Source organism: Massilia sp. CCM 8734 (assembly GCF_011682155.1).
Classification (GTDB): domain Bacteria; phylum Pseudomonadota; class Gammaproteobacteria; order Burkholderiales; family Burkholderiaceae_D; genus Telluria_A; species Telluria_A rubra.
The window spans coordinates 18361-32533 of sequence record NZ_WHJI01000012.1 but is presented as its reverse complement, the minus strand read 5'-3'; the positions used below and the strand labels follow the sequence as shown (position 1 = coordinate 32533).

Genomic DNA, 14173 nt, shown 5'->3' with positions numbered 1-14173 from the left:
CCTCATGCCTCATGCGTCGCGCGCGTGCAGCGGCATGTGGATATCGACGACAAAGCGGCCGTCGTGCAGGCCGGTTTGCAGCGCGGCGCTGCTGCCATGGGCCAGTTGCAGGCGTTCGCGCACGTGGCGCAGGCCCAGTCCCAGGCCGGGATTGGCCGAGCGGGCATCGCTGGCGGGGTTCGATACGTGGATCGCCAGGGACTGCGCATCGGCGCTGAAGACGACGCGGATGTCGCTCGCGCGGTCATGGCAATCGAGGTCGTGGCGCAACGCATTTTCGATCAGCGGTTGCAGCAGCAGCGGCGGTATGTCGGCACCGAGCACGGACTCGCTGTCGCCGTCGATGTGAACGTTCAGGCGCGCGCCGTAGCGCAGTCGCTGCAAGGCCAGGTAGTCGTCCAGGAACTGGCGCTCGTCGCGCACGCTGACATGATCGTGCGCGCTCGCTTCCAGTGCATAGCGCAGCAAAGCGCTCAGGTGATTGATGCCGTCCAGCGCCACCCGCTTGTCGTCGGAGCGCACCAGCGCGCTGATGGCGTTCAGGGCGTTGAACAGAAAATGCGGTTCGAGCTGGCCACGCAGCGCCAGCAGGCGTTGCTGCTCCAGTTCGAGGCGCAGCGCGAGGTTATCGCTCTGGGATCGCATCCAGGCCTGCTCGCGCAAGCGGCTTTCGCGCCAGATGCAGGCGGCGATCGTGGCGACGCAGGTAAAGCTAACCCACATCAGCGCCATGAATTGCGCAAATCCCGAGCGCGCCAGCGCCGCATCCACAACGGCCGACACGCCCGACAGCTTGCCCTTGTCGTACAAGGTCAGCATGGTGCCATTGAGCAGTTCGAGTGGCGCAAACACGGCAGCGACCAGCAGGTAGACGGCCAAGATGCGCGGCATACTGCCCAGCAGCGCCGGGCACGCGGTGAACACGGCGTAACAGCCAACGCTCATCGACATCAACAGCACATGCTCGCGCCACCAGAGCCAGAACGTCTGCGCGTAGGAGCGCACGTAATCGGCGCGTTGCAGGCCGTCGCTGTGATCGCCCACGGCGCCGATGGCGCACAGCACCGTCCAGATCGCGATAATCGTCAGGAAGGCTTTGAGCAGGCGGGTTGGGGCAGGTGGATTGGGTGCGGTCATCATCGAGGCAAAGTATACCAGCGCCACCCGGCCATTTTTCTGGCATGCTGCGGCCTTCGTCATCCAGTTCCGGCGACTCGTCACATACCGGTGTTGCCAGGCCGTGCGAGGGGACACAATCGGCTTCCCTGTCAATCACGCCATCGTTCATGAAATACTCTCTCGTTTTGTCCGCGCAGGCGCTTGCCCTGCTGTCGTCCTTCGGTCACGCCGCGCACGCCCAGGACGTTGGCGGCACCATCGTCCAGGTCGAAGTAAACGGCGCCGCCGGCACCAACGTACGGCGCGACGACACCGCAGCGCGCATCGTGGTGGGGCGCGACGAGATAGCGCAGTATGGCGACAGCTCGCTGTCGGCGGTGCTCAAGCGCCAGCCGGGGGTGTCGCTGACAGGCGGCGAGATCCGCATGCGCGGGCTGGGCGCCGGCTACACCCAGCTGCTGGTCAACGGCGACCCGGTGGCGGCCGGGTTTTCGATCGACAGCATCGCCCCGGCGATGATCGAGCGGATCGATATTTTGCGCACGGCCACGGCGGAACTGGGCTCACAGGCCATCGCCGGGACCATCAACGTGATCCTCAAGAAGGGTAACGCGCCCAGTCAGCGCGACGTGAAATCAGGGGTCAACCTGCTGGCGGGGCGGGGCGAGCCGTCAGTGTCGATGCAATGGGGCGAGCGTGCCGGCGACCTGGCGTATTCGCTGGCGGCCGAGATGGCGCGCACGGGTTCCGACATCCGTGACCGGACGCTGGAGACCGTAACCGGCGCGGACGGCACGCCGGCCGCGCGGCGCGAACTGCGCGATGCGATCTCGTTCCGCACGGCGCGCCTGAACCTCACGCCGCGTCTGAACTGGACCCTGGCGCAGGGGGGCAGTGTTGCGTGGCAGACCTTCATCGACCTGTCGCGCGCATCCAACCATGGCAACAGTGTCGAAACCACGTTCGCCGGGACCAGCACCGACTATCCGGTCAACGATTTCGGGCTGACAGGGAACTTCGTCTCCGCCCGCAGCGACATCACCCTGGCGCGCAATGTCGGCACCGAGGGCAAGCTGACGGTCAAGGCGGGCCTCAATCACAACAAGCGCGAATCGGATTATTTGTTCCAGGGCGCGGGCGCGTCGCGCACGCTGGCGCGCAAGGTGCTGTCGGACGCGCTCGAAGACAGCGCCATCGTGAGCGGAAAATACCTGGCGCCGCTCGTTCCCGGCCACGACATCGGCATCGGCTGGGAAGGCGGTCGCACCCAGCGCTCCGAATCGCGGCGCCAGAACGACAGCACCGCCACCGGCGAGTATCTGTCGCAGCTCGACGAAGACTACCGCGCAGTGGTCGGCCGCCTGGCCCTGTTCGCGCAGGACGAATGGACCGTCTCGCCGCGCCTGCAGGCGTACCTGGGCCTGCGCTGGGAAGGGCTGCGCACGGCTACCCGTGGCCGCATGCTCGATGAAACGAGCAGCAAGTCGTCGGTGCTCAGCCCCATCACCCAGCTGCTGTGGAAGCTCGATGGCAAGGACCAGCTGCGTTTTTCGCTCTCGCGCACCTATAAGGCGCCGACGATCCGCAACCTGGTGCCGCGCCGCTACACGGTCAACAACGCCAACGGGCCGACCAATCCGGACGTGCGCGGCAATCCGGCACTTAAGCCGGAACTGGCGTGGGGGATCGACACGGCCTACGAATCCTACTTCGGCAAGAGCGGCGTGGTCAGCGTGTCGGCCTATGCGCGCCGGATCGATGCGGTGACGGTGCAGACGCTGTATCAGGAAAACGGCGCATGGATCTCCACGCCCTTCAACAACGGCAAGGCCAAGGTGGCTGGACTCGAATTCGATGCCCGCTTCCCGCTGCGCAGCGTGCTGCCGGCGGCGCCGGACATGGACCTGCGCGCCAACGGCGCGCGCAACTGGTCGCGCCTGGACGCGGTGCCGGGGCCCGACAACCGCCTGGGCGACCAGGCGCGGATAACGGCCAATCTGGGCGTCGATGCGCGCATCGGGCCGCGCTACACGGCGGGGATGAACCTGAACCTGCAATTGGCCGGGGCCACGCAAATGAGCCGCTACCTGCACAGCGACGCCGGCCCGGTACGCGTGCTCGATCTGTATGGCGTGTGGAAGGCCAGCCCAAAAACCCAGCTGCGCCTGTCGATGGCGAACGCGCTGCACCGCGACAGGACCAGCGGCAGCGAGTACGCCGATGCTGACGGCAGCAACACCCGCGCGGTGCGCGCGTCGTCGGTGGCGGTAGTGCGGATTGTGCTGGAAACGAGCTTGTAGGCCTCAGAACAGCATGTGCCAGAAATTCGACAGCGACTCGCCGAGTCCCTTCCAGAAGCTGTCCGGCACATACAACAGGGCGGTGGTCATGGTCAGGTAGCGGGCGAACTTGCCGATCGCCATATAGCCAAGGCTCGGCCAGAACGGCAGATGCAGCCAGCCACCCAGTGTGCACAGCGGATCGCCAATGCCGGGCACCCACGACAGCAGCATGGTCTTGGCGCCGTAGCGCGCCAGCCAGGCGAACCAGCGCGACTTGCGCTCTTTGGCAAACGCCACCTTGGCGCGGTAGCCGATGAAGTAGTCGAGCGCGCCCCCGAGCGTGTTGCCCAGGGTCGCCACCAGGATGGCCGGCCAGAACATGGCCGGATTGGCCTTGATGACGGCGAACACAGCCGGCTCGGAGCCGAGCGGCACCAGCGTGGCGGACACGAACGCAATCACGAAGACCGAGCTGAGCCCGACCGCGGGAGCGGCCAGCAATTTGAGCAGCCAGAGGACAGCGGATTCGATCATGGAGGCACTTTGAGGACTGCTGAAGCCGTCCATTATAATGAGGAAAAACTATTGCAACGACACGATACGCCGAGCCCGCCATCCGGAACCGCGCATCGCACTGCAAGCCTCGGTCATCCGCCGACAACACAGTCCAGCGTCAACAGCATCGCGTTCCGGATTTTCCGGCCCAGAATCACTTTGTTTGCAGACTATGACTATCGACTACCTCAAGAAAATCCTGACCGCCCGCGTCTATGACGTCGCCACCGAAACGCCGCTCGAATTCGCGCCGATCCTGTCGCAGCGCATGGAAAACCGGATTTACTTCAAGCGTGAAGACATGCAGAGCGTGTTCAGTTTCAAGCTGCGGGGCGCGTACAACAAGATGGCCAACTTGGCGCCGGCGCAGCTCAAGCGCGGCGTGATCTGCGCCTCGGCCGGCAACCACGCCCAGGGCGTGGCCCTGTCGGCCGCCAAGATCGGCTGCCGCGCGGTGATCGTCATGCCGACCACCACGCCGAGCGTGAAGGTCGATGCGGTCAAGGCCTTCGGCGGCGCCAACGTGGAAGTCATTTTGCACGGCGACTCGTACACCGACGCCTATAACTTCGCGCTCACGCTCGAAAAAGAACAGAATCTCGCCTTTGTGCATCCGTTCGACGACCCGGACGTCATCGCCGGCCAGGGCACGGTGGGCATGGAGATTTTGCGCCAGCATGCGGGACCGATCCACGCGATCTTTGTCGCCATCGGCGGCGGTGGCCTGATCGGCGGCGTGGCCGCGTATGTGAAGCAGATCCGCCCGGACATCAAGATCATCGGCGTGCAGTCGACCGATTCGGACGCGATGGCGCGCAGTCTGAAAGCCGGCGAGCGCGTGACCCTGCCCGATGTGGGCCTGTTCGCCGACGGCACCGCGGTGCGCCTGGTGGGCGAAGAAACCTTCCGCCTGGCGCAGTTGTACGTGGACGAGATCATCCTGGTCGATACCGATGCGATCTGCGCGGCGATCAAGGACGTGTTCCAGGATACGCGCTCGATCCTGGAGCCGTCCGGCGCGCTGGCGGTGGCCGGGGCCAAGGCGTATATCGAGCGTTCGGCGATGAGCAAGAACCCGGTGCGCAGCGAAACGCTGGTGGCGATTGCCTGCGGCGCCAACATGAACTTCGACCGCCTGCGCTTCGTGGCCGAGCGCGCGGAGCTGGGCGAAGCGCGCGAGGCGGTGTTCGCGGTGACCATTCCCGAGCAGCGCGGCAGTTTCAAGCGTTTCTGCGCCCTGATCGGGCCGCGCAATGTCACCGAGTTCAATTACCGGATCAGCGATGCGGCGCAGGCGCATGTGTTCGTGGGCGTGCAGATTGCCAGCCGCGGCGAGTCGGGCGTGCTGGCGCGTACCTTCGAGCAGAGCGACTTCAAGACGCTGGACCTGACCCATGACGAACTGGCCAAGCTGCACATCCGCCATTTGGTGGGCGGCAAGAGTGCGTTGGCCCATGACGAACTGCTGTATCGTTTCGAATTCCCCGAGCGTCCGGGCGCGCTGATGCGCTTCCTGGACAGCATGGCGCCGAACTGGAATATCTCGCTGTTCCATTACCGTAATCAAGGCGGTGATGTGGGGCGCATTCTGGTGGGCTTGCAGGTGCCGGCGGAAGAAATGGAACAATTCCGCCAGTTCCTCACCACGCTCGGATACCGGCATTGGGATGAAAGCGCCAATCCGGTGTATAAGATGTTTTTGGGGTGATGCACGTGCCGACGAGAGTCATCGTCGCACCCGGCATGGCTCCGCACCATGATCCGTCTTCCCCGCGAAGGCGGGGATCCAAGTTCCTTCCGCAGTTGCAGACGGCTAAACGAACTTGGGCTCCCGCCTGCGCGGGAGCGACGGAGCTTACGTTATCGACTAAATATATATGACCAACACCGCCGATCTATCTCCCCTGGGCAAAACCTCCGCCTACCAGACCCAGTACGCGCCGGATCTGCTGTTCCCGATCCCGCGCCAGGGCAAGCGCGATGAACTCCAGCTCACCGGCACCCTGCCCTTCTTCGGCGTCGATATCTGGAACGCCTACGAAATCTCCTGGCTGAACATGCGCGGCAAGCCGCAGGTGGCGATCGCCACGATCACGGTGCCGGCCGAGTCGCCCAACATCGTCGAATCGAAATCCTTCAAGCTGTACCTGAACTCGTTCAACCAGACGCGCCTGTCCAGCAGCGACGCCTTGCTGGCCCTGCTGCGCGAAGACCTGGCCGGCGGCTTCGGCGCGCCGGTCCACATCACCCTGACCGAACCGCACGCCTTCGACACCGTCAAAATGGGCGAACTCGATGGCATGCTGCTCGACCGCCTCGACGTCGAGATCGATCATTACTCGCCCTCGCCCGCCCTGCTCACCGCCGCCACCGGCGGCGCGCCGGTCGAGGAAAAACTGGTGTCGCACCTGCTCAAGTCGAACTGCCTGGTCACCGGCCAGCCGGACTGGGCCAGCGTACAAATCCATTACGTCGGCCCCCAAATCGAACAGGGCGGCTTGCTGAAATACCTGATCGGCTTTCGCGAGCACAATGAATTCCACGAGCAGTGTGTCGAACGCATTTTTACCGACATCCTGCGCCAGTGCGCGCCGCAAAAACTGGCCGTGTACGCGCGCTACACGCGGCGCGGCGGACTGGACATCAATCCATGGCGCAGCAACTTCAGCTCGGGTCGTCCACCTAATCTGCGCACCGCGCGTCAGTGATGTTTGAGGCAGCGCAAGGGGACCGGTTTTCGCTTGCGCGCACGCTTGACGACATTGCCATGCGGGAATACCTTGGTTGGCAAGGGAACGGGTGTGCTTTTCGGGCGACAGGCGAAAGCCACCAACTTTACAAATGAACAACAGGCGCGGACTCTTTCCCAAGCGCTGAAAAAACGGGCAGGAAGCACAGGAAAAATGGCGAACTGCATTAAGGACCAGCATTTGTGTGCAAAATCCTCAATTTCGTGCCGGAAATTCAAATTTTCGACACCCGGCTTGGGAGCGGTTTTCCCGTCTTGCATGAATCGCTATTCCACTTGCGATATGTCAATGCGAACTTGACATGAATCGACGACAAATTCCGATTACACGGCTGGAAAACAGGCCTATAATTCTGGCTCGCAAGCACCCTTGTGCCTCGCATCAATACTCAGCGTTATGACAAACCTTAGCAAAATTTTATCGCTCGAGAACGTGTTGCTTGATCTCGAAGTCTCCAGCAAAAAGCGTGCTTTCGAGCAGGCCGGACTGATCTTCGAGAACAACTGCGGGATCGCCCGCTCGACCGTTTCCGACAACCTGTTTGCGCGCGAGCGCCTTGGCTCTACCGGCCTCGGCCATGGCGTGGCTGTGCCGCACGGCCGCATCAAGGGCAGCAAGAGCCTCAAGTCGCCGCTGGCCGCGTTTGTACGCCTGCTCGAACCGATTCCGTTCGAATCGCCCGACGGCCAGCCGGTCAACCTGCTGTTCTTCCTGCTCATTCCCGACCATGTGACCCAGCAGCACCTCGAGATTTTGTCCGAGATCGCCGAGATGTTTTCGGACGACGGATTCCGCACAGCGCTGGCGACCGATCCGGACCCGAAATCGGTTCACTCGCGCATCATCAATTGGCAACCAAGTCTGCAAGCACTGGGTTAAACTTCCGGGTGCCGGGCGCGTTGGCGCCCTCACTTTTCTGAAGACCCGTTCATGCTGCAAACTCCGCTGACCATCCAACGGCTGTACGACGACAATCGCGAAAGTCTTCAGCTGGGCTGGTTCGCCGGCTTTCCGGGCGGCGAACGCCTCATTTCGGGCGATGTCGCCTCGGCCGCCGACCAGGTCGGCCACCTGAACCTGATCCACCCCGGCCGCATCCAGGTGTTCGGGCATCAGGAGCTGACCTACTACCACCGCCTCAAATCGGGTTCGCGCAGCCACGTGATTGGCGAACTCATTTCCGGCGGGCCGCCGGCGCTGATCATCGCGCAGGGACTCGATACCCCGCCCGACATCCTGGCCATCTGCGACGAGCAGAATATTCCACTGTTTTCCACGCCGCTGCCGGCCGCGCAGGTGATCGACTTTTTGCGCGTGTACCTGTCCAAGAAACTGGCGCAGCGGATCATCATGCATGGCGTGTTCATGGACGTGCTGGGCGTGGGCGTATTGATCACCGGCGACTCGGGCCTGGGCAAGAGCGAGCTGGGACTGGAACTCATTTCGCGCAGCCACGGCCTGGTGGCCGACGACGCGGTGGAGTTCTCGCGCATTGCGCCGAACATGATCGAGGGACGCTGTCCGGCGCTGCTGCAAAACCTGCTGGAAGTGCGCGGACTGGGACTGCTCGATATCAAGGCGATCTTCGGCGAGACGGCCGTGCGGCGCAAGATGCGGCTGAAATTGATCGTTCATCTCGTGCGCCGCAGCGCGCTGGAAGAAGAAGTCGAACGCTTGCCGTTTTTGTTCCCGACCGAGGATGTACTTGGGCTGCCGATCCGCAAAGTCGTGATCCCCGTGGCCGCAGGCCGCAACATCGCGGTGCTGCTGGAAGCCGCGGTACGCAATACGATTCTTCAGTTACGAGGTATCGACACGCTGCAGGAATTCATGGAACGGCAACGGCAGGCAATGAGTTCCGACTAGGCCAGTTTACGGAGTGTGCCCTTGCAAGGGCACACCGTTCCGCAGGCACGGAGCGGTGCTCCGTGAATTCCCTGCTTCACCAGGCAATGAGTTCCGACTAAACCAATCAAAATGTATAGGGACCGTTGTAAAATCCCTGTTGCCTCGTGAGAATGATGCATAGTGCCTGAGCAAAGCCCACCCGCATGGGGTATCATCGGGCCTATGCGCATCGTACTCATTACAGGTATTTCCGGATCGGGCAAGTCGGTCGCCCTCAATGTCCTTGAAGACGCAGGCTACTACTGCGTCGACAATCTTCCGCCAGCCTTGTTACCGAGCCTGATCGACGCGCTCATCGCCGACGGCACGGCCCGCGCCGCCGTCGCGGTCGATGCGCGCAGCGCCCAGTCGCTGGTCGAACTGCCCGCCAATATCCGCCTGCTGAAAGACCAGGGACACGACATCAAAGTCATGTTCCTGACCTCGAACACGCACTCGCTGGTGGCACGCTTTTCCGAAACGCGGCGCAGCCATCCGCTGTCGCACCAGCTGCGCCCCGACGAAAACCCGGCCTCCCGCCGCACGCTGATCGAGTGCATTCTCGAAGAGCGCGAGCGCCTGTCGGCCATCGAGCAGCTTGGCCATGTGATCGACACGTCCGACCTGTCGGCCAACAAGCTGCGCGCGTGGATCAAGGAACTGGTCGAGATCGAGCGCGCGCCACTGACGCTGTTCTTCGAATCGTTCGCCTTCAAGCTCGGCGTGCCGCTCGACGCCGACTTTGTGTTCGACGTGCGCGCCCTGCCGAATCCCTATTACGACCTGACCCTGCGCCCGCTCACCGGCATGGACGCGCCGGTCATCGCTTTTCTGGACGCGCAGCCCAGCGCCGCCGATCTGCTGGAAGATATCCGCGCCTTCGTCGAGAAGTGGCTGCCGTCGTTCAAGACCGACAACCGCAGCTACCTGACCGTGGCGCTCGGATGCACGGGCGGCCAGCATCGCTCGGTGTACATGGCCGAACGCCTGGCCGCCTACTTCAGCCCGACCGAACGAGTCGTGCTGCGCCACCGCGAACAGTCCTGAGTATCAGGCTGACTTCATCGGCTCATTTGAGCCGTTCAAAATCGTGTTCGAACGTGATGCGCAACGCCGTGCCGGGCATCAGTTCGCGCCGGGTGCTGCGACTGCCATAGGTCGATTGCGATACGCGCGGCCGGTCCAGCACATTGGTCAGCCCGACCCGCAAGCGCGTCTGCTTGCCCCCTCCCCACAAGACATACATATCGAGCAGGCGCGTGCCGCCGTTCGCTTCGCTCCATTCGGGCGCGTAGCGCGTGCGCGCACCGCGCTCGTAGGTGAAGCTGGCGCCAAACGCCAGCGCCGTGCGCACGTCGATGCCTACGCTGGCCGTCAAGGGCGACTGATCCGCCAACCGGTTATCCGGCCCCGCCACCTTGTCGATGCGCGACCAGTTGCGCGCCACGTTGCCATTTAACGATACTTGCGCAAAACCGGGCAGCGGCAACTTCGCTTCCAGCGCAATGCCGCGCGCGCTCGCCCTGCCCTGGTTGGCCGGGGTCGATACCCACTGCGTCCCATCCTGGAACAAGCGCGTCACCGTCACGTCATCGATCTTGCGCAGGTACGCGCTGGCGGCCAGCAAGCCATCCTTGCCGACCTGGCGGTCGTAGCCGATGTCCAGGCCCCAGGCTTTTTCGGGCCGCAGCGCGGGGTTGCCCTCGTTGTGCGGATTGGTGGGGCTGTTGTTGTTGTCAACCGTGTAGCGGCGCGGGATCAGGCTGCCCATGGTGGGCGCCTTGTAGGTGCGCGCCAGCCCCGCGCGCAACTGGTGGCCGGCGGCCGGTTTGTAGAGCGCCTGCAGCACCGGCGCCGGAATCGCGCTGCGCTGGCTGACCGCCGCCACGCCGGCTTGCGCGACCGAGGTGCGCAACGTTTCCCAGCGCGCGCCGGCCGAGAGCGACCACGCCGGACTGATTTCCCAGGCATCCTGCGCGAATGCACCGAAGCGGTCGATGACGCCGCGATAGCGGTTGTCGCTCAGCTCCGGCGCCTCGTCGAAGGTATCGCGCTCGCTGCCCACGCGGGTCTGGCTGCGCGTGGTGTGGGCGCCATCCCAGCCGGCGCTGAGCACGTGGCCGCCGCCGAAAGGCCGCGTCCAGGTGGCGCCCAGATGGTAGCCGCCCTCGCGCAAGTCGGAGGTGACAAAGCTGAGCGCCGGCGCGCGCCGTCCGTTCATCATGTCGCCAAACTCGAAGTCGGATTCGCGCCGGCTGCGGTGGATGCCGCCCTTGGCTTCTAGGCGCGCGCCCTCGCCCAGGCTGCGCGCCCATTCCAGGTCGGTCCGCAGCCATATCGCCGCTATATTGAACACGGCGGCGCGTTGCGGGTGCAGGGTCGGCGCGCCGATGTGGGTGGTTTCAAGCGCCCAGGCGTCGATCGCGCGCCGGCTGTTGCTGATAAATGCCTGCAAGCCGAGGGTGTCACCGTTGGCAAGCTTCCAGTTGGCGCGCGGCGACAGGCTGGCCAGGCGCGTGGTGTTGATTTCGTTCAGCAGCGTGCTGCGGCGCAGGCCCGGCGCCGTATCGGACGCCGTTTCTTCTTCGCGCGACGGCGCCGGCACGGGCGCATACGACAGGCTGACCGGCACCGAGTAAGAAAACGCATCGCTCTTGCCGCTCACCTCTCCGGAGAGGCTCGGCGAGCGCCGGCCGTGCTGCGTGTCCACGCCGGCCTTGATGGTGGAACGCAGGCGCGTGGCCGACTTGCGCAGCACGATGTTCACGCTGCCGGCGATGGCCTGCATGCTGGTCGCCGCCGATGCGCCGCGCACCACCTCGACCCGCTCGATCAGTTCCGGCGCCAGCGATTCGAGCGAAAAGCCGGCTGGCGCGGCCACGCCGTTGAGCAGCACCTGCGTATAGCCGTTGCCCAGGCCGCGCAGGCGGATGTCGCTGGTGCGCCCGCCACCGTCGCCGATGGTGATGCCGGGCACGCGCTTGAGCGCGTCGCCGAGCGAGCGGTCGCCGTGGCGCATCAGTTCTTCGCGCCCGACCACCAGGCTGGCGGCGGTTTCCTCGCCGCGCTGGTCGTAGCGCGCACCGGCTATTTCGATCTTGGGAATGACTTCTTCGGCCAGCGCCGGTAACGATAAAGCCAGCGCGCAAGCGCAGGCATACGGACGAATCTGCATGGGTTTCCTTCAGTGCTGTGGAGGGACGAGCGCGCTCGCACGGCGCTGCTGCGCCGTGCGGAAAACCGCGCTTGACCAGGGGGGTGTTTAGAGTCTGGCGGGACGCTTGCGCAGCGCCTGGGAGGTCGCGAGCGCGTCGAGGCCAGTGAACATCTGCTGCGGATCGATGCGCTCACCATCCCTGAAGGCTTCCAGATGCAGGTGCGGGCCGGTGACTTTGCCGGTCGCGCCGGCCAGGCCAATCGTCTCGCCGGCACGCACCACCTGGCCCGCTTCGACCGAGCGCACGCTCAGGTGCGCGTACAGCGAGCGCACGCCGTTGGCGTGTTCGATCAGGACCACATCGCCGTACTGCGGCCCGCCCTCGTACTGCGCGGTCGATACAATCACCGTGCCGCCGGCAGCGGCCAGGATCGGAGTGCCGGTGCGGGCGGCGAAATCGATGCCGTGATGGCCGCCGTCCAGCTTCTTGCGCGCGGCGCCGTAAAAACTGGTCACGCGCACGCGCTCGAGCGGCATTTGCCACTGCTGCGGCGCGCCGGCGGCGGGCGCCGCAACGCTGGCCGATGGCGCTGGCACGCCGGGTTCCGCCGCGCGCCACGCAAACGCCGGCTGCAGCAACAGGCTCGCGCCCAGCACGGAGGCCAGCGCGGCGGCCACCGCGGCCTTGCCGGGCAAGCCAGGGGCGCGCAAGCCCTGCTCGCGGATCAGGCCGACCCTGGCGCGCAGCGAGGCGGGACTTCCGTGGCCGAAGGCGATGCCCGCGCCAAGTCTGTCCTGCTGCACCTTCAGCTGGGCCACCAGCGCGGCCGCGTACTGCTTGCGCTGCTGCGTGGGACGGCCGGCCAGCACGGCGTGGTCGCACCCCAGTTCCTGCGCCCAGTTCAGGCGCCGGGTCAGCACCGCGAACAGGGGATTGAACCAGAACAGCGTTTGCAGCAGCATGCTGGCGTGCAGCCACAGGGGATCACGGCGCTTCCAATGCGTCAGTTCGTGGGCGACGATCAGGCGCTGTTGCTCGTCGCTGAAACTGCGCAGATGGCGCGGCAGCAGCAGGTGCGGACGCGCCAGGCCGGCCAGCATGGGCGAGATGGACGCATCGGTTTCGCAGACGCGCAGGCCGCGCCGCAGCAAGGCCGCCACCGGTTCGCCATCGAAGCCGGCGTGCTGCGCCAATGCCGTCGTATCGAGCGGACGGGCATGATGGAGCAAGGCGCGCAGGCCGCGCTGCGCATGCACCCAGCGCGCGCTGGCGGCCAGCAAGCCGGCCACGTACAGCGCCAGCCAGGCTTGCGCCAGCAGTTCGAGCGGGTCGATGTCGTCGTCAAGGCCATCGGCTTCGTACGCATCGGACTGCGGCTGCACGGAAGACTGCGTGGCCGCTGGTGCGGGACGCGCGATCTCGATGGCGGGCACCACGCTGTAGCTGGCGCTTTGCGGCAGCAGCGCCAGCACGAAAGCACAGGCGATGGCGGCCTGCGACCAGAGCCACACCGAACGGTGCCCGGCCAGCACCGGCCACACACGCGTGGCAAGCGTGAGCAGCGCCAGGATGACAGCGGCGGCAATGCCGCAGGTGATGCTCGCTTTGAGGAAGGAAAAGGCGATCGCGTTCAACATGCTCAGTCCTTCGCGTCGGGCCAGTCTTGCAGCATCTGTTCGAGTTCGGCCAGCTCCTGCCGGTCGACCAGTTTACTGCCGGTGAACATATTGACCGGCAGCGGCGCGTCGATTTCCATCACGCGGCGGCCGAAGTCGTGGGCGAAAGCGGCCAGGGTGCTCACCTTGTCGAGCTGGGCGCGGTAGACCTGCACGCCGTGCTGCATGTCCTGCGCCACCATCTGCTTGTCGAGCATGCGTTCGAGCGTCTTGCGGGTCGAGGAAAACGACCAGTCCAGTTCCGCCACGGCGCGCTCGTGCAGTTCACGCGCGCTCAGGGGCTGGTCTTTCCAGAGGACTTTAAGCAGGCTCAGTTCTGAAACCGAAGGAATGGCTGACATGGTCATGCTCCACATTGTGACTGATGGGGCAAGTATGCGACATTTGTCACATAAGGTCAAGCCACATCCGGTTCAGTCGCAGATGCCGTACAGCCCTTGCTGCGTGCGGCTGGCAAACGACAGTACGCCGATCAGCTTGTGGAGCAAGGTGCGTTCGTCCGGATGCAGGCTGGCGTGCCGCAGTGGCAGCAGGCAGTCGAGGGCCGCGTCGACCTGGCGCAGGTCGAACGCCTGGTCCTGTGCCAGGTGCGAAATCCGTTCAAGGAAATCGCAATGGCCGCGCCGCAAAAGGCGCGCCAGGGCTGGCAGGTCGTGCAAGTCGATGCTGGTGGCGTCAGCGGGCGCTTCCCCGTGCTCGCTGCCGGGACCGGCGACGAGGTCATACGCCATGGCGACTACGCCGGT

The 14173-nt window shown here is 64.7% G+C and carries 13 protein-coding genes; 6 read left to right on the top strand and 7 right to left on the bottom strand.

What is annotated here, in order from left to right:
- Nucleotides 1-9: 9 nt before the first annotated feature.
- Entirely contained in the window at nucleotides 10-1200 is a 1191-nt protein-coding gene (locus F2P46_RS13165) for a sensor histidine kinase (RefSeq protein ID WP_166890025.1), read from the bottom strand.
- 86 nt (nucleotides 1201-1286) lie between these two features.
- Here F2P46_RS13165 and F2P46_RS13160 point away from each other — a divergent pair, with 86 nt between their 5' ends.
- Nucleotides 1287-3419 carry a TonB-dependent receptor gene (locus tag F2P46_RS13160; RefSeq protein WP_166890022.1) on the top strand — a complete coding sequence of 711 codons (2133 nt, stop codon included), beginning with the start codon at nucleotides 1287-1289 and terminating at the stop codon, nucleotides 3417-3419.
- A 3-nt stretch (nucleotides 3420-3422) separates the two neighbouring features.
- On the opposite strand, the gene F2P46_RS13155 is transcribed toward F2P46_RS13160, so the two are convergent.
- A complete protein-coding gene (locus F2P46_RS13155) occupies nucleotides 3423-3935 on the bottom strand; it encodes a YqaA family protein (protein ID WP_166890019.1) in 513 nt (170 codons plus the stop codon).
- Nucleotides 3936-4128: 193 nt separating this feature from the next.
- Here F2P46_RS13155 and ilvA point away from each other — a divergent pair, with 193 nt between their 5' ends.
- Nucleotides 4129-5664 carry a threonine ammonia-lyase, biosynthetic gene (ilvA, locus tag F2P46_RS13150; protein ID WP_166890016.1) on the top strand — a complete coding sequence of 512 codons (1536 nt, stop codon included), beginning with the start codon at nucleotides 4129-4131 and terminating at the stop codon, nucleotides 5662-5664.
- A 169-nt stretch (nucleotides 5665-5833) separates the two neighbouring features.
- Entirely contained in the window at nucleotides 5834-6664 is an 831-nt protein-coding gene (queF, locus tag F2P46_RS13145) for an NADPH-dependent 7-cyano-7-deazaguanine reductase QueF (RefSeq protein WP_166890013.1), read from the top strand.
- Here queF and F2P46_RS13140 read toward each other — a convergent pair.
- Nucleotides 6658-6966, bottom strand: a complete 309-nt coding sequence (locus F2P46_RS13140; protein ID WP_166890010.1) for a hypothetical protein — start codon at nucleotides 6964-6966, stop codon at nucleotides 6658-6660. The genes queF and F2P46_RS13140 overlap by 7 nt on opposite strands.
- A gap of 136 nt (nucleotides 6967-7102) precedes the next feature.
- On the opposite strand from F2P46_RS13140, the gene F2P46_RS13135 reads away from it, so the two are divergent.
- The 3 genes from F2P46_RS13135 (at nucleotide 7103) to rapZ (ending at nucleotide 9640) form a co-directional block, all read left to right on the top strand.
- Complete coding sequence (locus F2P46_RS13135) at nucleotides 7103-7585, top strand: PTS sugar transporter subunit IIA (RefSeq protein WP_099873918.1); 483 nt, start codon at nucleotides 7103-7105, stop codon at nucleotides 7583-7585.
- 51 nt (nucleotides 7586-7636) lie between these two features.
- The gene (hprK, locus tag F2P46_RS13130; RefSeq protein ID WP_166870929.1) at nucleotides 7637-8572 is read left to right on the top strand and encodes an HPr(Ser) kinase/phosphatase; all 936 of its coding nucleotides are present in this window, start codon (nucleotides 7637-7639) and stop codon (nucleotides 8570-8572) included.
- Nucleotides 8573-8776: 204 nt separating this feature from the next.
- Nucleotides 8777-9640 carry an RNase adapter RapZ gene (gene rapZ / locus F2P46_RS13125; protein ID WP_166890007.1) on the top strand — a complete coding sequence of 288 codons (864 nt, stop codon included), beginning with the start codon at nucleotides 8777-8779 and terminating at the stop codon, nucleotides 9638-9640.
- Nucleotides 9641-9662: 22 nt separating this feature from the next.
- Here the strand turns inward: rapZ and F2P46_RS13120 are convergent, their stop codons facing one another.
- From F2P46_RS13120 to F2P46_RS13105, 4 genes are all read right to left on the bottom strand, one after another.
- Nucleotides 9663-11768, bottom strand: a complete 2106-nt coding sequence (locus tag F2P46_RS13120; RefSeq protein ID WP_166890004.1) for a TonB-dependent receptor — start codon at nucleotides 11766-11768, stop codon at nucleotides 9663-9665.
- Nucleotides 11769-11855: 87 nt separating this feature from the next.
- On the bottom strand, nucleotides 11856-13388 hold the full coding sequence (locus F2P46_RS13115; RefSeq protein ID WP_166890001.1) for a M23/M56 family metallopeptidase: 1533 nt from the start codon (nucleotides 13386-13388) through the stop codon (nucleotides 11856-11858).
- Nucleotides 13389-13390: 2 nt separating this feature from the next.
- Nucleotides 13391-13768 carry a BlaI/MecI/CopY family transcriptional regulator gene (locus F2P46_RS13110; protein ID WP_166889998.1) on the bottom strand — a complete coding sequence of 126 codons (378 nt, stop codon included), beginning with the start codon at nucleotides 13766-13768 and terminating at the stop codon, nucleotides 13391-13393.
- A 72-nt stretch (nucleotides 13769-13840) separates the two neighbouring features.
- Nucleotides 13841-14158, bottom strand: a complete 318-nt coding sequence (locus F2P46_RS13105) for a hypothetical protein (RefSeq protein WP_166889996.1) — start codon at nucleotides 14156-14158, stop codon at nucleotides 13841-13843.
- Nucleotides 14159-14173: the final 15 nt, after the last annotated feature.

Coding starts and splice junctions, on each gene's coding strand:
- F2P46_RS13115 (WP_166890001.1), bottom strand. CDS start 13,388: ATGTTGAACGCGATCGCCTTTTCCTTCCTCAAAGCGAGCATCACCTGC.
- hprK (WP_166870929.1), top strand. CDS start 7,637: ATGCTGCAAACTCCGCTGACCATCCAACGGCTGTACGACGACAATCGC.
- F2P46_RS13110 (WP_166889998.1), bottom strand. CDS start 13,768: ATGTCAGCCATTCCTTCGGTTTCAGAACTGAGCCTGCTTAAAGTCCTC.
- F2P46_RS13165 (WP_166890025.1), bottom strand. CDS start 1,200: ATGACGAAGGCCGCAGCATGCCAGAAAAATGGCCGGGTGGCGCTGGTA.
- ilvA (WP_166890016.1), top strand. CDS start 4,129: ATGACTATCGACTACCTCAAGAAAATCCTGACCGCCCGCGTCTATGAC.
- F2P46_RS13155 (WP_166890019.1), bottom strand. CDS start 3,935: ATGATCGAATCCGCTGTCCTCTGGCTGCTCAAATTGCTGGCCGCTCCC.
- F2P46_RS13160 (WP_166890022.1), top strand. CDS start 1,287: ATGAAATACTCTCTCGTTTTGTCCGCGCAGGCGCTTGCCCTGCTGTCG.
- rapZ (WP_166890007.1), top strand. CDS start 8,777: ATGCGCATCGTACTCATTACAGGTATTTCCGGATCGGGCAAGTCGGTC.
- F2P46_RS13120 (WP_166890004.1), bottom strand. CDS start 11,768: ATGCAGATTCGTCCGTATGCCTGCGCTTGCGCGCTGGCTTTATCGTTA.
- F2P46_RS13135 (WP_099873918.1), top strand. CDS start 7,103: ATGACAAACCTTAGCAAAATTTTATCGCTCGAGAACGTGTTGCTTGAT.
- F2P46_RS13140 (WP_166890010.1), bottom strand. CDS start 6,966: ATGCAAGACGGGAAAACCGCTCCCAAGCCGGGTGTCGAAAATTTGAAT.
- queF (WP_166890013.1), top strand. CDS start 5,834: ATGACCAACACCGCCGATCTATCTCCCCTGGGCAAAACCTCCGCCTAC.
- F2P46_RS13105 (WP_166889996.1), bottom strand. CDS start 14,158: ATGGCGTATGACCTCGTCGCCGGTCCCGGCAGCGAGCACGGGGAAGCG.